A 23925-nucleotide genomic window follows, 5' to 3' on the forward strand; every position below is an offset into this window, starting at 1 on the left:
GGCACTTTCCAGTCGGGCATCGGCCCTTTGAATCAGGTTAGCTGTGATTTGGGCCCCACAGGATGCGCTGGCATTTTTACGGCTAGCGGCACGTTCGCGGCCAATCCCGGATGGCAACTCGTTGGTGCAGCCCTTACCACTGGCCCCGCGACGGCGGCTTCAAACAACATCAATTTTACTTCAGCAACCTTGAATGGAATTCCATTTGCCTTTTTCAGTCCTGATGGTGGCATTTCCGAATTCGGCACCATTCCACCCGTGATGATGCAGGCGATTAATATCCTGAATGTTGCCGGCTATACGGGCGGACGCGGGAGTTTTGCGGGCACTTTGTCGTTCGGGAAGGTTGTTCGCGAACCTGAGTTGCCAGTCCCCGAGCCAGCCACATGGACAATGATGATCGTGGGTTTCGCGGTCCTTGGTTTCGCCATGCGGCGTCGCAAGGACGCGAAAGCTGGCAGACGTATCCGGCTTTCATATACCTAAGCTCGCTGCCCGCTGAACGCGTGACCAGGGTCGCTAGCAGCTATTCCACCCAGTTGGCGACCCCCTCGCTCGCCTATGCGGTCGCCAACTGGGTGGGAAGCGGTCATTGAAATTCACATGCCAGCAATGCATATTATGCATTGCCGAGTGATGCGAATTTCCAAGGTCCTTCGGCTTATCTTTTTGCTATTGCTTAGTGCCATTTTTGTGGCTGCTCTGATGCCTAGTAAGATGGCCCCGAGTGTATTTGCCTCTGACAAACTTAATCACATGCTAGCGTTCTTCGTGCTCGCTTCATTCGCCAAGAGCCTTTGGCCACGTAAGAAACTCCTAACCATTTTCGGCTTGCTCGCGCTCTACGGCGGGCTGATCGAAGTCATACAATGGGCAATGGGATTCGGGCGCGACGCTGATTGGGTGGACTTCTTAGCTGACGTGGTTGCAATCTGTTTTGGATTGGCCGCGGTGAAATTGATGAATACGAACAGAAAGAGCGCCTCAGAGATCGATTAGGCGGCACTTCCTTAGCAAGTGGCAATGTGAACTTTCCTGACTGGGGCGTTGCCAGCCGGTCCGCTCTTAGCACCCGGCGCACACGGCGATATTGTCACGAACTGGGTGGGAAACCGAAATTGACCTATTGCATTGCAAAGTCGGATTTCGATTGAATTGAAAGAAGGATGCATTTTCGTCGACCAGTCCTTTATAGGCGGAAAACATTCAGCCCGCTGGGCAGCGGTCTCGACTTTACCAATTCGGGTCCCTTCGATTGCATCACCTGGGCACAACAAAAAATTTGCGAATTGAGCGCGAACGTCTCGGGACATACCCGGATCGAAACTGGGTCAATCTGTCTGTGTAGTTGCATCGCGTCACGTGAGTTCAGAAGCAGACTTTGCCAAGATCGAAGACTTGCGATTTGAGTGAACCAAATTGCTCCATCTGAAGAAACTAGTCGGGCTATGTTTAATCTGTGAGTCGAGAAATGAAAGAAATACTCAAGCATTTGTGGCTAGGTCGGCAGCGTCATGGAATACGGCGAATCTTGCAAACGCTCCGCGATATGGTTGAATACAGTGCGATTCAAAGAGGCGCTTTGGACGTTGTCAAACTTGGCGGCGACCGTCCGTAGTAAGCGATTGCCCTCAACATGCGTTGGTGAGAGAGTTTATGCGGTTGGAGATATTCACGGCCGTTTGGACTTGTTTAGGAAACTTCTCGCGCAGCTCGAGGAAGACTCCCAATCAAGAAAGAAGGGGACTATTCGCATAATTTTGCTAGGCGACCTAGTCGACCGGGGGCCGCAGTCGCGAGAAATGCTTGAGCTTGCGAAAAGAATGGAATTGCAAAACCGCGGACGCCTCGTGGTTCTATGCGGAAATCATGAAGACCTCCTGCTGGCGAGTGCAAATGGCAACGCTGATGCGCAACAAATTTGGCTCGCTAACGGAGGAGATGCAACGCTCGCGAGTTATGGATTGGACATATCTCAATTCGTGCAACTCTCGCCCAAAGAGCGAGGCGACGCGCTAAAGAATGTAGTGGGCATAGACACGCTTGATTGGTTGAAGAGACTGCCACTGTCCTATCGGAATGGTGATTATTTCTATTGCCACGCTGGAGTGCGGCCTGGTGTGTCATTGTGCAAACAGCGAAGGGAGGATCTCTTATGGATTAGGCAGGAATTTCTGCAGAACACCAACTTTCATGGTGCGATGATTGTGCACGGTCACAGCGAAACGTCTGAGCCAGAAATTATGGTGAACCGCATTAATATCGATACTCGGGCCTACAGCTCGAATGAGCTGACGGCCCTGGGAATGCAAGGACCCTACAGGTGGTTCGTTTCTACGGCGCGAAAGTACGTGTTTCAGTCTGCTCTGGACGCTTCAAGAATACAAAGTTGATTCCTAACATGACCAGCGTAACTTGACATAGCTTCAACTTCGAACAGGTATTTGTCCAAGAAGGTATGTCTTGGGGCCATCTGACAAGGCCCCATTATCGGACACTCGGTGCCGCAAAGTGGAACAAGAAATGCGCACTGTCGGCTGATGATCCAAAAAGCGGTCGTTCATCCGGTCAATGGAACTGTTGCTCAGATACCGTTGCACCTGGCCCATCCGCGCTCGATGACCCCGAGTTCGTTGTAGGTATCGGTGACCACGATCGGGCGCAGGTACTTCAGGCTCTTGTAGCCGATCTGGCGCTAGACCCGCAGGCGCAGGGGAGCGCCATGGCCGATCGGCAGCTCGCGCCCGTTCATGTCATAGGCGAGGATCGTCTGCGGATGCAGCGCATCGACCATGTCTATGCTGTCGGCAAACTGGTCGAAGCAGTGGAATTCGATGTGGCGCGCCGATTTCCGGATCCCGGCGGCCTCGAGCACCGTGCGCAGGGGCACGCCGGTCCATTCGGCGATCGCGGTCCAGCCTTCCTCGCACATGTGCCTGGTGACCTGGGTCCGCCGCTTCATCCGCTGGAGTTCGGCGAGCGAGAAGCTGCCGGGCCGGTCGACCATGCCTTCGACCTGCAGGCGAAAGTCGGCAAAGTCCCCGTTTCGCAGGATCGCGTATTCCTTGCCCCACTGCGGTTCGGGCCAGCCCACGTCCGGGCGGGCCGGGTCGAAGGTGCCGATCGCCGGCATCGAGGTGATTTCCTAGCGGTCGTATTCGCGCGCCAGCGCGGTGGGCGAGAACAGCGCGCGCTGGGCACCGTATGTCAGGTTATCGCCCATCCGCAGGAGGTTGCCGTAGGTCGGCGGCTGTTGGTCGGCACATCCGGAAAGCAGCAGCCCTTCGCTCGACGCGAGGCCGCCGATGAGGGCACGGCGCGATAGCTGGAGTGGTTTGCCGCTCATGTCGTCATCTCCCCAGGATCATCCCGCGCAATTGCCGTGCAGGGCCCGTCAACAGGATCATGGCGAGGCGGACCAGTACGAACACTGCGAGGAAGGCGAAGGTGAAGAAGTGGATGGTGCGCGCCGACTGCGTGCCGCCGAACACGTCCAGCAGAATCGGGTAGCTGGCGCTGATCGCGGGCGACATGGTGATGCCGGTGAGGAACGTCAGCGGCAGCGCGACGAACACCACCAGCGCATAGGCTAGCTTTTGCAGGATCGAGTAGGGTGGGCCGGGATCGGCCGAAGGCATCGGCAGGTGCAGGTGCGCCCTGACGTCATGCCACGGGTTCTTGCACCCGAGCTCGCTACGCTGCGGCAGCAGGTACTTGCGGGCATGGCCGGTGAACAGGCCGATTGCGAGGTAGACGATTAGGCCGGCCAGGAAAAACCACGCGGCGAGGAAGTGGAGGCTGCGCGCCCATCCGTTCTTGTTCCACGGCTCGACCAGCCGATTGGCGGTTTCCGGCCCGCCAGTGCAGTCGAAGAACGGCGTGCCCCGCGTCCAGCCGATGGCGTGGTAGTTGGGACCCAGCGGGACTTCGAAAAGCGGCTCGATCAGGTCGTTGCCGGCGGTGCCCCAGTAGTGCCTGGGATGCGCCATCAGAATGATGACGCCCGAATAGATCAGCACCATCACCGCGAGCGCGATCAGCCAGTGCGTCAGGCGGGGACCCACAGGCGGTGCTCGCGCACCCCGGTATCCGCTTCGGCTTCGCTTGACTGGCCCATCGCAAGCCCCCTCAGGGGGGCTATCACCAATTGGCCTTGCGGAGAAGCTTCAGCCCTCCGCAGGTCCCTGCGCTACAGGGAAGCAGGGCGGATTGGCGCAACCGCGGCCAACCCGCCCGTGCGTGTTATCCGCCCAGTCCGTCGACGCTCTTGCTGACGAGGATGTTGACCGAGACGCGGCGGTTCTGCGCCTTGCCTTCGGGGGTCGAATTGTCGGCCAGCGGATCCGCCTCGGCCATGCCGGTCGGGGTCAGCATGCGGTACGGCTTCCAGCCGCAGGCCTGCTGCAGGTAGTTGACCACGCCGCCGGCGCGCTTTTCGCTGAGCGTCTGGTTGTATTCCTGGCTACCCACCGAGTCCGTGTAGCCGACCACCAGCATCAGCGCGTTCTGCATTGCGTCGGCATCTGCCGCCGTGGCGCAGAGGTCGGCCTTCGCCTTGGGCGAAAGCACCGCCTTGCCGGTGTCGAAGTAGACGTTGGTCACGCCCTTGACGTTGTACTGGTCGATGTCGCCGATACGGCCGCGCAACGCCTCGGTCGCCGCGGCGTTCTGCTGGATCGCAACGTCGTGCTCGCCGAAACGCTGCGCCGTCCCGTTGCGGATCATCGCCGCAGTCTCGAGATCGTCGCCCGAGAACTTGATGCGGCTCGCCACGAGGCCGTTGCCCCATTGCACCGTCTTCACGTTGACCGGCAGGCCGTTGAGCAGCGCATCCTGCGCGAGCTTGTCGCTGCCGAGACCGAAAAGGCCTTTCTTGGCCCTGATTTCGGTCGACGCGCTGATGTTGATCCGCGTGCTGGTGCCATCCTTGCTGGTCACCTGCAGTGCGGTGCCGTTCCTTGCGGAAATGATCCCTTCGATTTCGGGGCCTTCCGGCATCCCGGCAATGTCCGCGGGAACCGAGCCCACGACGGTGGTGAGGACTTCGCCTTGCCCGGTGTCGCCCTTAACGGCCTCCAGTTCCTGTGCGTAAAGGCTCCCTGGCGCCGCCACGGCGAGCATCGCGATAAGCGAGACCACGCCCGGCTTCTTGGAGTTGATATTCATTACGCTAACCCTTTCATACAAGACTGTGGGCGCCCGCGTGTCCTTCCAAACCTTGCTAGCAAATTAACATTGATGGAGGTGAAAGGCTAGCATGGGCGATTTGAGCGATTTGTGCGGTGAGTGGAGTGTGGTCAACGTTGTGCGTGCCTAACTGGCGCGCACATGGATTTTAGCTTGTCCTCGAGGCAACCGCTTTCACAACGTAGGGGGAGCTGTCAATTCTTAGGATTAGCGTCTTCAATGCATCGAAGTGTATAGCGAGACTTTTGAAGACCTCTCATTGGGACCGTCGGAAGTGCGTTTGCGATTGGCGAAATGCACAAGCTGGGAAGTAAGCAAGTGTGTTCCGCGACAAGATTTTGATCGTTTTGATCCAGAAATATTGGTGTTTCGTTACTAAATTCGATCCCCATCCAAATGGACTGGGAGAAGGAAACTTAAATTATCAGTGTTTTGTAAACTTATTGCTAACTATAGTGGTCCAGCTGTTAGTCTAAAAGCGCTCATCTTTCTTGCTCCTTGGCCGCGTTCCTATCCGGAATTCCGCGCGCAGACGGCCCGAACCGGTCAATCGGGCCGGGTGCGGGTGCCGGGACCTATGAGCTGCTGTCCTTGCTGGCGTCGTAGACGGTCTGGCCTTCCTTGATCGTTTCGAGCACCTTGAGCTTGTCGAGCGTCTCCGGGCGACCTTCAGCGGATCGTCCGAGAGCACGATGAAGTCGGCCAGATTGCCGGTTTCGATCGAGCTCTTGGTCTTCTCCTCGTTGATCTGGAATGCCGACCAGATCGTCATCGCCCGCAGCGCGGTGTAGGCATCGACCCGTTGGTCCGGCCCGATCGGCTTTCCCGTCCGGCTGGTGCGATTGACCGTGGCGCTGAGCACGCGGATCGAATCCGGCAGGGCCACCGGCGCGTCGTGGTGGGTGGTAAAGATCATGCCGCGCGCACGCACCCAGCCGGTCGGCGATATGTTCGGGCACAGCTTCGGCCCGACAGTGTGCTCGCAGTGCCAGTCGCCCCAGTAGAACGTGTGCATCGGGAACAGCGACGGGATGATGTGGAGCCGCTGGAAGGAATCGACCTGGTCTTCGCGCAGGAACTCGCCGTGGATCAGGACCGGGCGCTGGTCGACGTAGGTGTGATGCTTCTCCGCCGCGTCGACTGCCTTGATCAGCAGGTCCGATGCGGCCTCGCCATTGGCATGGGTGATGATCTGGACGTCGTTGTCGAAGGCCCACTCGATTGGGTCCATCACATCCTTTTCGGGCGCAGCGGCATAACCCTTGTAGCCTGCGGGGTAGTTGCCGACCGGATCGTAATATGGCTGGTCGCACCAGGCGGTGAAGCCCTGCGGGCTACCGTCGATGGTCAGCTTAGCTCCGCCAACCCGGAAGTGATTGGTATAGGTCGGGCTGTAGTTGGCGAGGATATAGTCGCGGTCAACCAGCACGTCGGGGAAGGTGATGACGTCGATATTGAACTGGTTCTCACCCGCCAGCTTCTTTAAAACCTCGACAATCGGCGGAACAGAGCGGGCTTCCTGGGCCGTCGTGTAGCCGTACTTTGTCCAGGCTCTTGCCCCTTCCCTGGCGAACGTTTCGATTCCGATCGCTCCAACACCTTCAAGAGCCTTGCCGATGACCGGGAAGAACGCAGTCTCTTCCAGCGTGCCATTCAGTTCTTGAGTACACGGCTTTCGCTGGATCACGCCGCCTTCGGGGTCCTCGGTTGATGCGTCGTAGCCAACCAGCGCGAACGCGGCCGTATTGACGCTGGCGAGGTGTCCCGATTGATGAACGATAATGACCGGGACGTCATTCGAGACCTCGTCGAGCTCCTCCTTGGTTGGGTGGCGCAGTTCCTTGAGCTGGGCGTTGTCGTAGCCGAAACCGATGATGACGTTTGCCTTCTTCACGGCATCGGCATTGTCCGCCGCCCACTTTTTGAGCGTGGCCACCATATCGGGGATGTCGGTGATCTCGCCGTCGGGCGGGGCGAGCATGTTGGCGGACAGGGCCGGCAGCCCGCCCATCACCATGTGGCCGTGGGCATCGACGAAGCCGGGCAGCAGCGTCTTGCCGCCAAGGTCCTTCTCGACCGTGTCTCCACCGCGGAACGGCTCCACGCCGGCCAGGTCACCGGCATAGACGATCTTTCCGTCATCGACGGCCACCGCTTCGACATATTGCGGTTCGTCGCCCGCCATCGTCACAATGGGGCCGCCGCTGATTATCATGTCGGCGGCGGCGTCGCTATCGGCGGTCGAAAAAGCTGCCAGTATCAGGGCGAGTGCGGACAGACCTAAAGAAGCTCTTGTGCATTCTTGTCCTCCGAGGTGGTGACTAGGGATCGAATGCAAAGGCTCTGAATTATGCCGCGGCAGCGAAGTCCAACTTTCGAACCTGTTGGGCTTCGCTGCCAAACCGGACTTTGCCCAGCTTGCAGCAGTTCGGATTAACCTCCCAGCGTCAGCCGGAAATACATCGCCGCGAGCGCGGTCATCACTACGATCGCCACCACGTTGACCCCGCGAACCGCGGCTGAGGGGCGGTCGGCCTCGGGCATCTCGCAGCGCGTCACGACGAGGTGGTTGAGCAGCGCCACCAGCGGGGCGATCACGAAGCTGGCCGAGGTGACGAAGTCGAGGAAGCTCGTCAGGTCCTGCATCATCGTGAAAAGCGCGACAACCGCAATGCCGACGAAGACCAGGGCGAACAGCATGTACTCGCGCTGGCCGTAGGATACGTCTTCGCGCCCGGCGAAGATCTCGAGCGACGCGGCGAAAGTGCGGGCATAGGAATCGATTGCCGCGATGACCGTCGTCAGCATGACCGAGAGCGCGGCGATTGCTGCGAGATACGCGGCAATCGGGCCCAGCGCGGCGCGATAAAGGTCGACGACCTGTCCGGCGAAACCCGGCGCATCGGCAAGCGGGGCGATATGGTCGGGGTGCATGACCCCGGCGCCCATCAGGCAGAAGCAGACGGCCATGAGGCCGGTCAGGACATAGGGCCAGAAGAACGCCTTGCGCGTTTCGGCGAGCGAAGCGCGAGTGCCGGGCGGCAGGGTGCGGTCGGCCTCGACCTTCCACAGCGAGAGCGGGACGGAAACGTCCATCGGGTTGGGCATGAATCCGGCGAGCGCGACGATGAACAGTAGCGCCCTGGTGTCGGCGGCCCAGCCGAAGTCTGCCACGGTGCCCCACTCGACGCGCGGCAGGACCATGATCGTGGTCAGGACCGTCGAGATAACGAGGAACGCCAGCAGCACCGCGTTGACCCTGTCGAGCAGCCGGTACCCCCCGACCAGCAGCAGCACCGTGGCGGCGGCGAGGATAAGCGCGGCAAGCACGGGGACTGGTAGCACCGGCCCGATCACCACCGAGACGATGCCCGCTGTCGCGGCGCCCAGCGCCGCCCAGATGATAGGCACCAGTGGGGCCACGGCGACGAGGAACAGGATCAGCGCCCAATTGCCGAGCTCGCGGTATCCGGTCAGCAGCGAGCGGCCGCGGCCGTGGGCGAAGTCGATCCCGAAGCGGTAGGCCGGGTACTTGAGCGCGTTGGCCAGCACGATCACGAACAGCAGCGCGAGGCCGTAGAGCGCGCCGGCTCGCGTCGACTGCACGAGATGCGAGGTGCCGATGGCCGCCCCGGTGAAGATCAGCCCCGGCCCGGCGAGCCGCCGCAACAAGCCTTGTGCCATCGGTCTATCACTCCCCCACTGCCCTTTAGGACAGGTGGACCACGCAGGCGAAAAATTGGCAAGTGCCCAGCTTGCGGCAACATTTTCAGCCGCCCGACTGCCAATCGGAGGGACTGCCATGCGAATTTCCGGCAAGGCCTTTGTTCTCGGCGCGGCGCTCGCCGCCGCCTATCCGCTGATGTCGCCCGCGACTGCGCAAATGAGTTCCCAGACCGTCTCGTTCCCGAGCGGTTCCACGGGCACCACGGTCGGCGGCACGCTCAAGGGCGAACAGATCGTCGACTACATGGTGAACGCGCAGGCCGGGCAGGCCATGACCGTCAACAAGAGCGGCGACGCGATCATCTACTTCAACGTCATGCCCCCGGGCAGCACCGGCGAGGCGGACTTCGTCGGCTCGACCAGCGGCGACAATTATTCCGGCACGTTGAGCAAGTCGGGCAACTGGACGATCCGTGTCTACCAGATGCGCGCGACCGCGCGGCGCGGCGAGAGCGGGAACTACCGGTTGGCGATCTCGGTCACCGGGCGGCCTTCGAGCGGTGCGTCCGATCACGCCAGCATCGGCCATTCGGGCGGCAGCGCGATGGGCAGCATCGCCGGAATCCAGGGGATGAACGCCATCGACGCAATCGATGTCCTGCGCGAGCGCGGGTTCGAAAACGTGGATTCGCTCTCCTCGGGCGATACGCTCTACGGAATCTACTACTACCGCCCGACCCGGCTCTGTGTGCAGACGACATCGGCGGACTCCGTGATCGTCGACATCCGCGACATCCAGACGCACCCCAAGTGCAAGTAGGCCGCTAGGCGCCCTGCGGCGCCGCGTGCGCCGGCATCGGCACCAGCAGGCCGAGCAGCGGTAGCACGACCATCGCCGCGCCCGAAGCGAGCAGGGCCCCTGCGACGCCGAAGCTCTCGGCATAGTGGCCCCACAACCATGACCCCGCTGCCAGCCCTCCGAAGGTGACCGCGCTGGCCAGCGCCACCACCCGACCGACCGCGGCTTGCGGGGCCCACAATTGCGCTGAGACCGAAAACCCCGACAGCGCCTGCACCCAGCCAGCCCCGCCGACCACCAGCAGCGCCAGTGTCGGCAAGAGGCCGGGGCGCAGCGAGACGGCGACAATGGCAAGACCGTAGATCACGCCCGCCGTGCGGGTGATCGCCTCGGCGCTGTAGCGCTGGCGGAACCAGGTTGCGCTCGCCGCGCCGATCACCGCGCCGAGCCCGAGCGCCCCAAGCAGCAGGCCGTATGTGGAAGGCCCGGCGTCGAGCAGCCGCGCGGAAACGAGCGGCATCAGCGCCCACGCTGCCGCTCCGGCGGCGGTGAAGGTGAGGGCGCGCAGGAAGATCGCGCGGATTTCCCTGCTGGCAAAGGCGTGGCGCAGCCCCTCGGCGACCATCGCCCCAAGCGGGCGCGGTTCGCGCGACGGCTGCGGTTCGGGCCTCCAGCGCTGGTAGAGGACGATCGCCGCCGCGTAACACGCTGCGTTGACTACGAAGGCCGTTCCCGCGCCGCCGACGGCGACAATCGCCCCGCCGATGGCCGGACCGGCGGCGCGTGCGGTGTTGAAGATGAGGATATTGAGCGCCACCGCCGCCGCAAGCTCGGCCGCGGGCACGGTGCCGCGAATGCTAGCGCCCATCGCCGGGCTGAAGCTGGCGATGCCGCAGGCGAGTAGCGCGGTCAGCGCGATCACCGCCCAGGCCGGTGGCGTACCGCCCAGCGTCAGCGCTGCGAGCAAGAGCGTTAGCGCGAGCATGAAGATCTGCGTCGCCATCACGATGCGCCGCCGGTCGTGCATGTCGGCCCATGCCCCGGCGGGGAGGGCGAGGAGCAGGATCGGCAGGTTGAGCGCGGTCTGCACCAGCGCGACGACGTCGGCAGGCTCGCCCATCGCTGTCAGCTGCCACGAAGCGCCCACCGCCTGTACCGAGTTGCCCAGGTTGGTCAGCAGAACGCCGGCCATGAGCAGCGCGAACATGCGGTGCGCCAGCGGCGCGAACGTGGTCGACCGGCTCATTTGAAGCGCGCGAAGGGAATGAGCATGGGCACACGGCGGCGATAGTCCTCGTAGCCGCCAAGCTCGGTCTCGAGGAAGCGCTCCTCCAGCCGCGCCTTGAACATGAAGCCGAGCGCGAACAGCGCCGCGCCGAGCACCGCGAAGGGCTTGGCCTGCAAGGCGGCGAGGGCGGTCGCCCCGGCAATCATCCCGGTGTAGATCGGGTGGCGGACGTAGGCGTAAGGTCCGGTCTCGACCACGCGGTGCTCGGCCTTGCGCTCGACCCCACCCGACCACAGCTTGCCGAGCGCGATGCGCGCCCACCAGGCAAAGGCAATGCCTGCGGCGGTCAGGCCGACCATCGCCCAGCCGAGCACCGGCCCGACCGGCCAGAGCTGCGGCTGGTTCTTGGGGTAGATGCCGTAATCGAGCAACAGGCCGAGCGCGATCAGGCCCATCATCCAGCGATAGTCGCGGCGCGGCGCCTGCACCGTCGGCCTGCTGCGCCAGAACGCCGCAACCTGCCAGCTCAGCAGCCAGCCGATCCACATCACGGCGACGACGATGATGTAAGTGCGAGCCATCTGCGCGCGCTTGTGCCACGTGTTGCGCCACGTGCAAGACATGGGTTTCGATTGACTTTTGTTACATTTGCCACCACATGGCCGCCATCGGAACGCGCGTGCCAGCGTGAAGCGGCGGTAGAGACATATCCGCCCCGGCCGCGTCCCGGTTGATATTCTTCAAGAAGCTTCCCTTTTCACGCGGGCGGTTTTGACCCCCGCGCCGCGCGCCCATTCCGGCTGCGCGTCGCATATTTTGCGAGTTATACAGACATGAAATTCGAAGAACTCGGGCTTTCGCAGCCCGTTCTCCAGGCCCTCGACATGAAGGGCTACGACACGCCGACGCCGATCCAGGCGCAGTCCATTCCAGCCGTGCTCGAAGGGCGTGACCTGATGGGCATCGCCCAGACCGGCACCGGCAAGACCGCAGCGTTCATGCTGCCGAGCATCGACCGGCTGCGCGAGGCGGAAAACCGCACGCCGTTCAAGTCGTGCCGGATGCTGGTGCTGGCGCCGACCCGCGAGCTGGCCGGGCAAATCGCCCAGTCGGCCAAGGACTACGGCGCCATGGCCGGGCTCAAGGTGCAGTCGATCGTCGGCGGCACCTCGGTCGGCAAGGACCGCAACAAGCTGCACCACGGCACCGACATCCTCGTCGCCACGCCGGGCCGCCTGCTCGACCTCATCGACCAGAAGGCGTTCAAGCTCGACGGCGTCGAGATCCTTGTCCTCGACGAGGCCGACCAGATGCTCGACCTCGGCTTCATCCACGCGCTCAAGCGCATCAGCCAGCTGGTTCCGGCCGAGCGGCAGACGCTGTTCTTCAGCGCCACCATGCCGAAGTCGATCAAGGACCTCTCGGGCCAGTACTGCAAGAACCCGGTCCACGTTTCGGTCACCCCGGCGGCGACCACGGCGGAGCGCATCGACCAGTACCTGTTCATGGTCCAGCAGGACGAGAAGCAGTCGCTGCTCGAACTGATCCTGTCCGAGCGCCACCCGGTGCCCGGCAAGTTCGAACGCGTGCTGATCTTCACCCGCACCAAGCACGGCGCAGACCGCGTGGTGAAGAAGCTCGCCCAGCGCGGCATCCCTGCCAACGCCATCCACGGCAACAAGAGCCAGCCGCAGCGCGAGCGTGCGCTCGGCGAATTCCGCAGCGCCAAGACCCCGATCCTCATCGCCACCGACGTCGCCGCGCGCGGCATCGACATCCCGGGCGTGAGCCACGTGATCAACTACGAGCTGCCCAACGTGCCCGAGCAGTACGTTCACCGTATTGGCCGCACAGCGCGCGCCGGTAACGACGGTGTGGCCATCGCCTTCTGCGCCGAGGACGAGCGCGCCTACCTCAAGGATATCCAGAAAACGACCGACGCGACGTTCGAGCGCCTGCCGCTGCCGGAGCGGTTCCGCGCCGTCGTCGAAGGCGTCGGACCGACCAAACGCGAGCAGGCGCCACGCCTTGCCCGTCCCAAGGTCACCCCGCGCGGCGGCGAAGGCGCCGAAGCGCGCCGTACCAAGCCGAAGAAGAAGCACTCGAACCGCGCCGGCCAGCCGCGCCGTGAAGGCGGGCAGGGCGGCGTGCAGGGCGCACCACGCGGCAAGCGCAGTGGTGCCGGCAATCGCCGTCGCCGCTCTTCCGTGCAGCACTCAGGCTGAGCGGGCGGCCATCGGACCTTTTTGCCCGGTGCGTGATTTACGTACCGGGCATGCAGTCCTGCTGAAAGAACATGGTGGAACCAGCCTTCAAGCCAAAGATCACCGCGATCGACCGGATCCAGGAAAACCTCGTTGCCCGCGCGGAACGACGGGCGCTCAACTTCCTGTGCCTGCAGATGCCGCGTCCTGTGACGCCGGACATGCTGACGGCCTTCGGAATGGTCGGGGCGCTGATGGTGTTCGCGGGCAGCATCGGCAGCAATTACGACCGCGACTGGTTGTGGCTGTCGGTGATCGGATACTGCGTCCACTGGTTCGGGGATTCGCTCGACGGCAGCCTGGCCCGGTTCCGCAAGATCGAACGGCCGCGCTATGGATATTTCCTCGACCATAGCTGCGATGGCTTTGCCACCACCCTCCTGGTTGTCGGCATCGGGCTGACTCCCTTTGTACAGCTCGAAGTCGCGCTGGTCGCACTCGCCGGATACCTGCTCATGTCGATCCACGCTTTCCTCTCGGTCCGTGTGCTCGGTGAACTGCGCCTGTCCTACCTCAACGCCGGGCCGACCGAGCTGCGGCTGGTCCTCATCGCGCTGACGCTGGCGATGTATTTCGCCGGTCGCGAAGCAGCGGTCGTATTCTACCTTAACCCATTCGACCTCTTCGTGGGCGGCGTGGGTGTCGTGCTGCTGGCCCTGTTCGTGCTGCAGACCGCCAGGATCGCCAAGCGTCTCGCGATCGAGGAACCGCCTCGTAATTGAGGACACGAGGCGCGGCGCGCGGTTGGCAAGACCGCCATCACTCGCCATATCGCGCGCTCATGTAACTGGAGCGCCCGAATGGCCGACTACGACTACGACCTCTTCACCATCGGCGCCGGGTCCGGCGGCGTGCGTGCCAGCCGGATCGCCGCTTCGCACGGCGCCAGGGTCGCCGTGGCCGAAGAGTACCGCGTCGGCGGGACCTGCGTAATCCGCGGCTGCGTGCCGAAGAAGATGCTCGTCTATGGCTCGATGTTCGCCGAGGAGCTGGAGCACGCATCCTCTTACGGCTGGACCATCGAGGGCAAGAGCTTCGACTGGCCGTCGCTGCGCGACTTCGTGAACAACGACGTCGACCGGCTCGAAGGGCTCTACGGAAAGACGCTGGAAGGCCACGAGGTCGAGGTGTTTCGCGAGCGGGCGACGATCACCGGTCCGCACTCGGTAAAGCTGGCGAACGGGCGCGAGGTTACCGCGAAGGTCATCCTCGTCGCCACCGGCGCGCGTCCGGCGATGCCAGACTTTCCCGGCGTCGAGCACTGCATCACCTCGAACGAGATGTTCCATCTCGAAGAGCAGCCGAACTGCCTGATGGTTGTCGGCGGCGGCTACATCGCGATGGAATTCGCCGGCATCTTCCAGGCGCTCGGTAGCGAGGTCACCGTGGTCAACCGCACCGACCGCATCCTGCGCGGCTATGACGAGCAGATCGTCGAGCGCATGCTGCACATCGCCTCGGGCCGCGGCATCAACTTCCGCATGCACAGCCTGATCCAGCGCATCGACAAGGACGAGGACGGCTGCCTCGTGGTCGATTTCGGCGAGACCAACCCGGTCAAGGTCGACCAGGTGCTGATCGCCGTCGGCCGCGCGCCCAACACGGAAGGTCTCGGGCTGGAGAGCGCCGGGGTCGACCTCGGCAAGCACGGCGAGATCAAGGTCGACGAGTACAACAAGACGAGTTGCGACAGCATCTACGCCGTCGGAGACGTGACCGACCGCGTCCAGCTTACCCCGGTGGCGATCCGCGAGGGCCATGCCTTCGCCGACACCGTGTTCGGCGGCAAGCCGCGCACCGTCGACTATCGCGCCATCCCCAGCGCGGTGTTCAGCCAGCCGCCGCTTGCAGGGGTCGGCATGACCGAAGGCGAGGCTCGTTCGACATACGGCAACATCAAGGTCTATTCGTCCGATTTCCGGCCGATGAAGAACATCTTCAGCTCGCACCCGGAGCGCGGGCTCTACAAGATGATCGTCGACGACACCTCCGAGAAGATCCTCGGCATCCACATGGTCGGGCCGGAATCGGCCGAGATCCTGCAGGCCGCCGCAGTGGCGGTGAAGGCCGGGCTGACCAAGCAGGCCTTCGACGATACAGTGGCGATCCACCCCTCGATGGCCGAGGAACTGGTGCTTCTGAAGTAACCGGGGAGGGTCGCAGATGACGAAGCGCGTGCTGGTAACCGGCGGCACCGGATACATCGCCGGCGAGCTCATCGACCAGCTGCTGGCCAGGGGCTTCGCGGTCAACACCACCGTCCGCAGCAAGGCCAGGAGCGAACCGCGCCTTCGCGCCCGCTGGCCCGAGGCGGGCGATCGGCTGCAGGTGTTCGAGGCCGACCTGCTAGCCGATGCCGGCTGGGCCGAAGCCAACGCCGGATGCGACGCGGTGGCGCATGTCGCCTCGCCGTTCCCGATGGGCGTGCCGAAAGACAAGGACGACCTTGTCGTTCCAGCGCGCGAAGGCACGCTTCGGGCGCTGGAACATGCTAATCAGGCGGGTATCAAGCGCTTCATTCACACCAGTTCCGCAGCCGCGATCGCCTATGGCCAGCCGGAGAAAGACTACTTCGACTACACCGACTGGACCAACCTCACCGCCGGTGTGCCGCCTTACATCGAGTCCAAGACCGTCGCCGAACGCGCCGCGCGCGACTGGGTCGCGGTCCACGCCCACGACATGGTGTACTGCTCGATAAACCCCGTCGCGGTGTTCGGCCCGGTCCACGACGCCGACCTCTCGACCTCGGTGCAGGTGGTGAAGAAGATGCTCGAAGGGCGCTTCCCGGCGCTTCCCGACATGGGCATGTCGGTCAGCGACGTTCGCGACGTCGCAAGGGCGCATGTGCTGGCGATCGAAGCCCCTACCGAGACCGTGCGCGGCGAGCGCTTCCCCACCGCGACCCGTTTCCTGTGGTTGTCCGACTTCGCCGCGATCCTTCGTGCCCGCACACCCGAACTGGCGCGCAAGGTGCCGACGCGGCGCATGCCCGACTGGGTGGTGAAGCTCCTCTCGCTGGTCGTCCCGGCCATGAGACAGGTGCGCGGTGAACTGCGCAACTTACGCGAAGTATCGGGACGGCACACCGAGGAAGTGCTCGGCTTCACCTTCATCGATCCCGGGCAGACGCTGGAGGACACAGCGCGCAGCCTTGCAGCGAAGGGCATAGTCCGGGCCTGACGCTTGACCTCGTGAATGCGATGCGCGAGGCACTCCACATAATGAGGTCGCTAGCGATTTGCTCTGCGGTGCCGGTCGCGCTCGTGACTGCGAGCCCTGCGTTCGCTCATGTAGATCCGGTGCATGAAAACCAGAGCGTCTGGTCGCTGTGGGATTTCTCTCCAGAGATCGTCGTCAGCCTCATCATCGTAGCGCTGATATACTGGCGCGGCAGCGGGCACGGACTGGTCCGCGGGCGCTGGCGCGCGCGGGTGTTCTTTGCCGGGCTCGGCGCGCTGTTCATCGCCCTCGTTTCGCCGGTCGGAGAGCTGGCCGACCACGTCTTCGCGGTCCACCAGGTCGAACATATGCTGCTACGCACGGTTACGCCGATGCTCTTGTTCCTGTCCGCCCCGCAAGGTGCCCTGATACGCGGCAGTCCAAACTGGTTGACCGGCTTTTTTGCACGCTCGGGCTGGCTGTGCAGGCTGATCGGAGCGATGCGCTGGCCGCCGGTCGCTACGCTGCTGTTCGTCGCCGCGAGCTATTTCTGGATGCTGCCGAAGTATCACAACCTGGCGATCCTGAACGAGTCGATCCACTACTTGTGGCACCTCTCGTTGCTGCTCACCGGGCTGATCTTCTTCTCGGTCATCTTCGATCGCCGTCCGGTGCCTTTGGGTCCTGGGCTAGGCAAACGGTTGACAATGTTCGCCGCCGCCGCGCTCGGGAATATCGTTCTCGGCGCCCTGCTCACGACGAAAGATGTGGCGATCTACTCAGCGTACGTCGAGATTGGTCGCCAGTGGCACGTTTCGCCGCTCACCGACGAGCTGACCGGCGGCCTGATCATGTGGATCCCGGCATGTTAACATTCGCGCTCTCGGCGATCTGGGTGGCCCGCAACTGGGCTAACGACGAAACCCGCTACACCGCACACCGGGCCCGCTCCGGGCGTGCGCCTGCCGCCACGAGGCCTCTGAGCCATGCAGCACTTGCGCTCGGAGTTGTCACGGCAGTTCTGCTGGTTCTCGTGGTGGCTGTTTCGGTCGTCGGCCTGGTCGATCACCCGCCTTCAGGCGGGCGCGCCTTCGGCGAAACCGACAAGCTACCCGGCTAGCGCCGCATGCCGGTGCGCTGTTCGGCGTAGGTTCGCGGCAGACCCTCGAGCGTCAGGTAGCCCCTGCTGTCCTTGTCGAGCTGCTGGAAGCGCAGCCCGGCGACGTATTGCGCGGTGCTCCGCGTCACCCGGCCGCGAATTTCGACGTCCATCGCCGCGACGGGTTCGGGCAATCCCAAGAGGTCGAACTGGGCTGCACCCTGCGGCGGTTCATCGTCGTAGTCTTTCGAGCGCCTCAGTCCGGTCCCGTACGATCCGTCGGCATTGGGCAGGGCAGCGTCGGACTGGTCGTCGACAGTCAAGGTGCCGCCTCCTGCCCAGCCGAAGCTGGCGACCTCGGGAGCGATGTTCTCCTCGTAGTAGGTCCGCTCGATCCCGTCGATTGCACCATCGCGGTTGCGGTCGAGGACCTTGAAATAGCGCATGAAGTCCGCAGTGAACTCGCCGAGGTCGAGCTTTCCGTCGCTGTTGATGTCGGCGGCGGTGAACCACGTGACGATCGGATTGACCTCGCGGTCGTAGTCCCGAAACGGCTCGCCGGCGGGTGAAATGAAGGTACGCTGCGTGAAGCGCACCGGTTCGGGCGGGGGCGGCGGCGCAGACGCGGCGGCAGCCTGCGCGACGGCGATTATCGAAAGAAACGGCAAGATCATGCGGGGCTCCCTATCCTGCAGACGGTGCATAGGCCAGTGTGCCTTGCCGTGGGCTGACTCATCCGAAGCCCTTGCTCCGCCCCCCGCACAAGGTTACCGCCGCAACCAAAGCGACATATCAAGGGGATCGCCTTGTCCGCCAACATCGCAGAACTCGAACGCCGCCGCGCCGCCGCCCACATGGGCGGGGGCGAGCAGCGCATCGCCGCGCAGCACGCCAAGGGAAAGCTCACCGCGCGCGAGCGGCTCGATGTCCTGCTCGACGAGGGCAGTTTTGAGGAGCTCGACATGTACGTCGAGCACAACGCAGTCGATTTCGGCATGGCCGGGCAGACCGTGCCGGGCGATGGCGTCGTCACCGGTTCGGGCACGATCAACGGGCGGTTGGTCTACGTCTATTCGCAGGACTTCACCGTGTTCGGCGGCTCGCTGTCCGAGCGGCACGCACAGAAGATCTGCAAGATCATGGACCGGGCGATGAAGGCCGGCGTGCCGATCATCGGCATCAACGACAGTGGCGGCGCGCGCATCCAGGAGGGCGTTGCCAGCCTCGCCGGGTACACCGAGGTGTTCCAGCGCAACGTTCTCGCCTCGGGCGTAGTGCCGCAGCTTTCGCTGATCATGGGCCCGTGCGCGGGCGGGGCGGTATATTCCCCGGCAATGACCGACTTCATCTTCATGGTGAAGGACAGTTCCTACATGTTCGTCACCGGCCCCGAGGTAGTGAAGACCGTCACCAACGAGGAAGTGACGCAGGAGGAACTGGGCGGCGCGGTAGTCCACACCACCAAGACTTCGGTCGCCGACTGCGCGTTCGAGAACGACATCGAGGCGCTCCTTGCCGCGCGCGACTTCATCTCCCTGCTGCCGAGCGACAATCGCTCCGGCGTCCCTGAACTGCCAACCGAGGACCCGTGGGACCGGCTCGAGGACAGCCTCGATACTTTGGTGCCCGCGAGCGCCAACCAGCCATACGACATGCACGAACTGGTGCGGAAGGTGCTGGACGAGGGCGAATTCTTCGAGATTGCGCCGAACCACGCGGCGAACATCATCTGCGGTTTCGGCCGGGTCGAGGGGCGCACTGTGGGCGTGGTCGCCAACCAGCCGATGGTTCTCGCCGGGGTGCTCGATATCAATGCCAGTCGCAAGGCCGCGCGCTTCGTGCGCTTCTGCGACGCGTTCGAAATTCCGATCGTGACCTTCGTTGACGTTCCGGGCTTCCTCCCCGGCACGGCCCAGGAACATGGCGGCATCATCAAGCACGGCGCCAAGCTGCTGTTCGCCTATGCCGAGGCGACCGTGCCGAAAATCACCGTGATCACCCGCAAGGCCTACGGTGGTGCCTACTGCGTCATGGCTTCGAGCCATCTGCGCGGCGACCTCAACTACGCCTGGCCAACCGCCGAGATCGCCGTGATGGGCGCCAAGGGTGCGGTCGAGATCATCTTCCGCTCCGAAAAGGACGACCCCGACAAGATTGCCGCGCGGACTAAGGAATACGAGGACCGGTTTGCGAACCCGTTTGTCGCAGCCTCAAAAGGATTCATCGACGAGGTGATCTACCCGCACTCGACCCGGCGTCGGATCGCGCTGGGGCTGCGGAAGCTGCGGAACAAGCAGCTTGAGAACCCGTGGAAGAAGCACGATAATTTGCCGCTGTGACGTCATTGGCTCTCATCGTAATTCTATTGATCACTTCATTTGGACTACTGATTGCCTTCGTCCGACTTGAGGTTGCCAAGGCCGAGAAATCCGGTGTTCTGCCGCGTTGGGGACGATGGCCGCCTTTCTACAAGCCAATCACGCGATCTGCCGAGCCGGAACTTTTTGACGACGGGCTTCGCTGGCTTCGGGTTGTTCCGTGGATTGCAGCCGTTGCAACCAGCTTTGTCATTCTCCTTGTCGGTCTAATTCTCTAGCCCCATCGTCACCCTGAACTTGTTTGTGCTTTGCACAGCTTCGCTTCCAGGGTCCATCTCGCCACCCGCGCGGGCTGGTCGGTTGGGCGAAATGGATGCTGAAACGAGTTCAGCATGACGATTGAAAGGTAAGACATGGCCTTCCTGGTCGGAATCCAGCGACTGAACGGTGAGTGGGACAATTTCGTCCTGCCCCGCGATCCGAGGGACTATCTCGGTGCGGAAGACGTGCTCGGGCGAAAGATCCCGCCGTTCCGCTACCTCGAGGTCTACGACGGAGTGCCCAAGGAAGACATGGTGCGGCTTGCCAATGCCCTGAAGGGCCTGCCCAAGGATCGCCGCCATGCGGTCTTCCTCGAACACGCACAGTTGCTGAAGAAACGCGCCACGGGCGGGACTATGGCCTAGAGAACCTACGATGCCGCCAATCCTCACCATCGGCTACGAACAGGCCTCGCAGGCTGCGCTCGTCGGGGCGCTGGTCGAGGCCCGGGTCGAGGTGCTGGCGGACATCCGCTACCTGCCGCTTTCGCGCCGGCCGGGGTTCTCGAAGAACTCGCTCAAGGCTGCGGTCGAGGACGCGGGGATCGCCTATCGCCACTTCCGAGACCTCGGCACGCCCGCCGTGGGGCGCGCTGCAGCAAGGCGCGGGGACCATGCCACGCTGTCAAAGGTCTACGCCGGGCAGCTCGAACTTCCGGAAGCGATGGCGCAGATGGCCGAACTCCGTGCGCTGGCCGAGGGCAAGCGCGTATGCCTGCTCTGCTACGAGCGCAACGCCGCTGAATGCCACCGCGCCCTGCTGTTCGACGCGCTCCTGTCCGACTTCGAGCGGATCGACCTGGAGCCTGCGCTGGTCGCCTAGGCTGCGGTCGGTTCGAACTCGTTCTCGCCCATCAGCCGCTCGGCCAGGAACATCTTAAACGCCGCGAAGGCGACCAGCCCGACCGCCGCGGTTGCGACGTGGATCAGCCAGAACTGAGCGGTGTCCATGCTCGAATACCAGCCGCCGACATGGCCGACGATCTGGTTGGCGAGGAAGAAGGCGAGGTAGTAGATGCCGACCACCGTGGCGTTGATCTGCCGCGGCGCCAGGCGGGTGAACAGCGCGAGGCTGACCGGCAGGATGTGGCTGAAGCCGATCGCGTTGAGCAAGTGGAACATGAAGGGCCAGAGGAGGCCGATCTTGGCGTCGCCCTGCGTCACCGTCGCCATGACGAGGCACAGCCCACCAGCAATGGTGAAGAAGCTGCCGATCACCATCTTGCCGAGCTCGTCGGGTTCGGTGCCGGTGCGGTTGGCGCGCCATTTCCAGAACGCCGCCACTGCGACCAGCATCGAAAAGCTGAGCGCCGCGTCGAGCGCCATTAGCCAGGTCGTGGGGATGCGGTAGTCGAAGAAATTGAGGTCGAACTGTTGGTCGGCCCAGACGAGGTAGGCGTTGAAGATCTGCTGGTTGGTGAGCAGCGCCACGGCCATGACTGGGACCAGCACGAACACGGCGATGACCCGGTTCCAGTCGTTACGGGTCAGAGCCTCGCGTGCGGCCTTGTTCTCGGCGGTCGGCTTGTTGTCGGGCGGCAGCCAGGGACCGGCCTTGAGGTAGACCAGCAGGCCGAGCACCATGACCACGCCGGCGCAGCCGAAGCCGTAGTGCCAGCCAACCTTCTCGCCGAGCGTGCCCGAGATGAACGGCGCGACGATCACCGATACGTTGATGGCGATGTAGAAGATCTGGAACGCCATCGCGCGCCGCAGGTCGCCCGGCTTGTAGAGTTCGCCGACCTGGCTGGCGATGTTGCCCTTGAACAGGCCAACGCCGACGATCAGTGTCGCCAGCGCGAAGATGAAGGCGCCCTCGAAGGCCATGAGGAAGTGGCCGATCGACATGACGACCGCCCCCGCGACCAGGGCCGCGCGGCGTCCGAGCCACTTGTCGGCGAGCAGCCCGCCGAGGATCGGGGTGAGGTAGACGAGCGAGGAGTAGTCGCCGAAGATCGCTGAGGCGAGGACCTGTCCCTCAGCCCCGCCGTAGCGCCACTGCTGCAGCCAGCCGAGCCCGATGACGTCGGAAAAACGCTGCGGCAACAGGTAGTTGACCATGTAGAGCGCAAGCAGGTTCTGCATCGAATAGTACGAGAAGCGCTCGCACCATTCGACCGCCGAGAGATAGCCGAGGCCCTTGGGATGCCCGAGAAAGGCGCGGTCCGCCCTTTCGGGGGCCTCGTCGAGATGTTCGGGCCTGGCTTCGGCGGCAGTCATTCAGGCGATCCTCGTTGGTTTCGTTTGCGACCGCTTATCGCCGCCACCAGCGCGAGTCTCGCGCAAATTCGCGGCTGTCTGGAATCGCAATGTCGCTCAATGGCTTGCCCGGTAGCGCTACCGGCGGCACAACGCGGCGATGCGCAAGTCGCTTGCCATTCTGCTGTTCCTGATCGCCGCGCCCGCCGCCGCGCAGGACGTTCCGCACCTCGAAAAGCGCGGCGAAGCGACGCAGCTCATCGCCGATGGCGCGCCGTTCCTCATCCTTGGCGGCGAGCTTGGCAATTCCTCGACCTCGTCGCGCGAATACATGGCGGACAGGTGGGCGAAGCTGCAGACGATGCACCTCAACACCGTACTGGCGCCGGTTTACTGGGAACTGATCGAACCGGAAGAAGGCGGGTTCGACTTCTCCAGCGTGGACTGGCTGCTGCAGGATGCACGGGCGCACGACATGCGGCTGGTGCTCCTGTAGTTCGGCACGTGGAAGAACTCGACGTCGAGCTACGCGCCAGTATGGGTCAAGCGCGACACCCGGCGCTTTGCGCGGACCACGGGCGAGGCTGGCAGGGCGCAGGAGATCATCTCTGCTTCGTCGAAAGCGGCGCGCGATTCCGATGCCCGCGCCTTCGCCGCGCTGATGCGGCACCTGCGAGAGGTGGACTCCGCGCGCACCGTGCTGATGGTGCAGGTCGAGAACGAGGTCGGCTTCCTGCCCTTCGCCAGGGAAGGCGGCACGGGCGCCGATGCGGCGGCCGACGAGCGCACGCAGGCGCGGGCCTATGCGGCCTACGTCGATGCTGTCGCGGCGACGGGCAAGCGCGAGTATCCGCTACCCATGTATGTCAACGGCGCGCAGGGCCGGCCGTGCGTGGCTCCGGGCAATTACCCGAGCGGCGGGCCGCTGGCGCATTTGGCGCGCGAATGGCGCGAGGGTGCACCGTCGATAGATTTCATCGCCCCCGACATCTACTTCCCGAACTTTGCCGGGATCGTCGACGGTTACACGGAAGCCGGGGTGCGCCCGCTGTTCATTCCCGAGGCCAGCTGCCCGTCCGACGGGGCGCTGGTGGCCAACGCACTGCGTTCGATCGGCCTCCGTCATGCCATCGGTTTCAGCCCGTTCGCCATCGAAGACGCAGGGGAAGCGGACGCGCAACGGATCGGCGGACTCTACGCCATGCTTCGCCAGATTGCCCCGCTGGTGACCAAGGCACAGGCCGAAGGGCGCATCGTCGGTTTAGGCAACCCGGTGAGCTTCGAGGGCGAAGCCGACCTCGCACCGCTGACCGCTGACCTCGGTGGCGCGCGCTTCAGCGTTACGACCATCGATCCGTGGTCTCCGCGCAACGAGCAGGACCCGGCAAGCCACGGCGGACTGCTCATCTGGCTCGGTGGGGAAGACTACCTGCTTGCCGGAAGCGGGATGAGGCTGACCGTGGAGCCGCAGGACGGCGAAGGCAGGATGGGGTTCGATTTCGTCGAGGAAGGCCACTTTGAAGGTGGAGAGTGGAGCCACGGCCGGCGTCTCAACGGGGACCAGACCCACCAGGGCCGCCACGTCCGCCTGCCGCCCGGCGCATTCGGCATCCAGAAGTTCCGGCTCTACCGATACTAAGAAATTCCGGCTTGCCGACTCGCCTGCGCGGCCAGAAAAGGCGC

At 63.4% G+C, this 23925-nt stretch carries 26 protein-coding genes; 16 read left to right on the plus strand and 10 right to left on the minus strand.

The window, feature by feature from the left end; all coding sequences use genetic code 11:
• The 3 genes from GRI89_RS10855 to GRI89_RS10865 all read left to right on the plus strand — a co-directional run.
• On the plus strand, positions 1-486 hold a 486-nt coding region (locus tag GRI89_RS10855; RefSeq protein ID WP_159795149.1), incomplete at its 5' end, for an FxDxF family PEP-CTERM protein.
• A gap of 219 nt (positions 487-705) precedes the next feature.
• A complete protein-coding gene (locus tag GRI89_RS10860) occupies positions 706-999 on the plus strand; it encodes a VanZ family protein (RefSeq protein WP_159795152.1) in 294 nt (97 codons plus the stop codon).
• A 515-nt stretch (positions 1000-1514) separates the two neighbouring features.
• Positions 1515-2393: a metallophosphoesterase family protein gene (locus tag GRI89_RS10865; protein WP_159795155.1), complete on the plus strand. Its 879-nt coding sequence runs from the start codon at positions 1515-1517 to the stop codon at positions 2391-2393.
• 302 nt (positions 2394-2695) lie between these two features.
• On the opposite strand, the gene GRI89_RS10870 is transcribed toward GRI89_RS10865, so the two are convergent.
• From GRI89_RS10870 to GRI89_RS10895, 6 genes are all read right to left on the minus strand, one after another.
• On the minus strand, positions 2696-3133 hold the full coding sequence (locus GRI89_RS10870) for a molybdopterin-dependent oxidoreductase (protein ID WP_159795158.1): 438 nt from the start codon (positions 3131-3133) through the stop codon (positions 2696-2698).
• 12 nt (positions 3134-3145) lie between these two features.
• Positions 3146-3346: a hypothetical protein gene (locus GRI89_RS10875; protein WP_159795160.1), complete on the minus strand. Its 201-nt coding sequence runs from the start codon at positions 3344-3346 to the stop codon at positions 3146-3148.
• Positions 3347-3350: 4 nt separating this feature from the next.
• Positions 3351-4064 (minus strand): cytochrome b/b6 domain-containing protein, encoded by a 714-nt coding sequence (locus GRI89_RS10880; protein ID WP_159795163.1) that lies wholly within the window; start codon positions 4062-4064, stop codon positions 3351-3353.
• A 178-nt stretch (positions 4065-4242) separates the two neighbouring features.
• Positions 4243-5166 carry an OmpA family protein gene (locus tag GRI89_RS10885; RefSeq protein ID WP_159795166.1) on the minus strand — a complete coding sequence of 308 codons (924 nt, stop codon included), beginning with the start codon at positions 5164-5166 and terminating at the stop codon, positions 4243-4245.
• Positions 5167-5659: 493 nt separating this feature from the next.
• The gene (locus GRI89_RS10890; RefSeq protein WP_159795169.1) at positions 5660-7402 is read right to left on the minus strand and encodes an amidohydrolase; all 1743 of its coding nucleotides are present in this window, start codon (positions 7400-7402) and stop codon (positions 5660-5662) included.
• Positions 7403-7620: 218 nt separating this feature from the next.
• Positions 7621-8871 carry an NRAMP family divalent metal transporter gene (locus GRI89_RS10895; RefSeq protein WP_159795172.1) on the minus strand — a complete coding sequence of 417 codons (1251 nt, stop codon included), beginning with the start codon at positions 8869-8871 and terminating at the stop codon, positions 7621-7623.
• Positions 8872-8989: 118 nt separating this feature from the next.
• Here GRI89_RS10895 and GRI89_RS10900 point away from each other — a divergent pair, with 118 nt between their 5' ends.
• Positions 8990-9673 (plus strand): hypothetical protein, encoded by a 684-nt coding sequence (locus GRI89_RS10900; RefSeq protein ID WP_159795175.1) that lies wholly within the window; start codon positions 8990-8992, stop codon positions 9671-9673.
• A 4-nt stretch (positions 9674-9677) separates the two neighbouring features.
• On the opposite strand, the gene GRI89_RS10905 is transcribed toward GRI89_RS10900, so the two are convergent.
• Together GRI89_RS10905 and GRI89_RS10910 are read right to left on the minus strand one after the other, a co-directional pair.
• Positions 9678-10898: an MFS transporter gene (locus tag GRI89_RS10905; protein ID WP_159795178.1), complete on the minus strand. Its 1221-nt coding sequence runs from the start codon at positions 10896-10898 to the stop codon at positions 9678-9680.
• On the minus strand, positions 10895-11461 hold the full coding sequence (locus GRI89_RS10910; protein ID WP_159795181.1) for a methyltransferase family protein: 567 nt from the start codon (positions 11459-11461) through the stop codon (positions 10895-10897). Before GRI89_RS10910 ends, GRI89_RS10905 begins: the two co-directional genes overlap by 4 nt.
• A gap of 252 nt (positions 11462-11713) precedes the next feature.
• Here GRI89_RS10910 and GRI89_RS10915 point away from each other — a divergent pair, with 252 nt between their 5' ends.
• The 6 genes from GRI89_RS10915 to GRI89_RS18025 all read left to right on the plus strand — a co-directional run bounded on the left by GRI89_RS10915 (position 11714) and on the right by GRI89_RS18025 (position 17426).
• A complete protein-coding gene (locus GRI89_RS10915; RefSeq protein ID WP_159795184.1) occupies positions 11714-13105 on the plus strand; it encodes a DEAD/DEAH box helicase in 1392 nt (463 codons plus the stop codon).
• Positions 13106-13176: 71 nt separating this feature from the next.
• The gene (locus GRI89_RS10920) at positions 13177-13866 is read left to right on the plus strand and encodes a CDP-alcohol phosphatidyltransferase family protein (RefSeq protein WP_159795187.1); all 690 of its coding nucleotides are present in this window, start codon (positions 13177-13179) and stop codon (positions 13864-13866) included.
• A gap of 78 nt (positions 13867-13944) precedes the next feature.
• Positions 13945-15291, plus strand: coding sequence for a glutathione-disulfide reductase (gene gorA, locus GRI89_RS10925; protein WP_159795190.1), 1347 nt, complete (start codon positions 13945-13947; stop codon positions 15289-15291).
• A 16-nt stretch (positions 15292-15307) separates the two neighbouring features.
• Entirely contained in the window at positions 15308-16327 is a 1020-nt protein-coding gene (locus GRI89_RS10930) for an NAD-dependent epimerase/dehydratase family protein (protein WP_159795193.1), read from the plus strand.
• A 41-nt stretch (positions 16328-16368) separates the two neighbouring features.
• A complete protein-coding gene (locus GRI89_RS10935; RefSeq protein WP_235913248.1) occupies positions 16369-17178 on the plus strand; it encodes a cytochrome c oxidase assembly protein in 810 nt (269 codons plus the stop codon).
• Positions 17172-17426, plus strand: a complete 255-nt coding sequence (locus GRI89_RS18025) for a hypothetical protein (protein WP_235913250.1) — start codon at positions 17172-17174, stop codon at positions 17424-17426. The genes GRI89_RS10935 and GRI89_RS18025 overlap by 7 nt, the downstream gene beginning before the upstream one ends.
• Here the strand turns inward: GRI89_RS18025 and GRI89_RS10940 are convergent.
• Complete coding sequence (locus tag GRI89_RS10940; protein WP_159795196.1) at positions 17423-18079, minus strand: hypothetical protein; 657 nt, start codon at positions 18077-18079, stop codon at positions 17423-17425. The two genes, GRI89_RS18025 and GRI89_RS10940, sit on opposite strands and share 4 nt — an antisense overlap.
• Before the next feature lie 132 nt (positions 18080-18211).
• Between GRI89_RS10940 and GRI89_RS10945 the strand changes: the two genes are divergently transcribed.
• The 4 genes from GRI89_RS10945 to GRI89_RS10960 all read left to right on the plus strand — a co-directional run bounded on the left by GRI89_RS10945 (position 18212) and on the right by GRI89_RS10960 (position 20866).
• Positions 18212-19744, plus strand: coding sequence for an acyl-CoA carboxylase subunit beta (locus tag GRI89_RS10945; protein WP_159795199.1), 1533 nt, complete (start codon positions 18212-18214; stop codon positions 19742-19744).
• Entirely contained in the window at positions 19741-20001 is a 261-nt protein-coding gene (locus GRI89_RS10950) for a hypothetical protein (RefSeq protein WP_159795202.1), read from the plus strand. Before GRI89_RS10945 ends, GRI89_RS10950 begins: the two co-directional genes overlap by 4 nt.
• A gap of 135 nt (positions 20002-20136) precedes the next feature.
• On the plus strand, positions 20137-20409 hold the full coding sequence (locus GRI89_RS10955; RefSeq protein WP_159795205.1) for a hypothetical protein: 273 nt from the start codon (positions 20137-20139) through the stop codon (positions 20407-20409).
• A 10-nt stretch (positions 20410-20419) separates the two neighbouring features.
• The gene (locus GRI89_RS10960; protein WP_159795208.1) at positions 20420-20866 is read left to right on the plus strand and encodes a DUF488 domain-containing protein; all 447 of its coding nucleotides are present in this window, start codon (positions 20420-20422) and stop codon (positions 20864-20866) included.
• On the opposite strand, the gene GRI89_RS10965 is transcribed toward GRI89_RS10960, so the two are convergent.
• Entirely contained in the window at positions 20863-22263 is a 1401-nt protein-coding gene (locus tag GRI89_RS10965; RefSeq protein WP_159795211.1) for a peptide MFS transporter, read from the minus strand. The genes GRI89_RS10960 and GRI89_RS10965 overlap by 4 nt on opposite strands.
• A gap of 139 nt (positions 22264-22402) precedes the next feature.
• Between GRI89_RS10965 and GRI89_RS10970 the strand changes: the two genes are divergently transcribed.
• Both GRI89_RS10970 and GRI89_RS10975 read left to right on the plus strand, forming a co-directional pair.
• Entirely contained in the window at positions 22403-22738 is a 336-nt protein-coding gene (locus GRI89_RS10970) for a beta-galactosidase (protein WP_159795214.1), read from the plus strand.
• A gap of 165 nt (positions 22739-22903) precedes the next feature.
• Entirely contained in the window at positions 22904-23881 is a 978-nt protein-coding gene (locus GRI89_RS10975; RefSeq protein WP_159795217.1) for a DUF5597 domain-containing protein, read from the plus strand.
• Positions 23882-23925 lie beyond the last annotated feature (44 nt).

Source organism: Croceibacterium salegens, assembly GCF_009827435.1.
Classification (GTDB): domain Bacteria; phylum Pseudomonadota; class Alphaproteobacteria; order Sphingomonadales; family Sphingomonadaceae; genus Croceibacterium_B; species Croceibacterium_B salegens.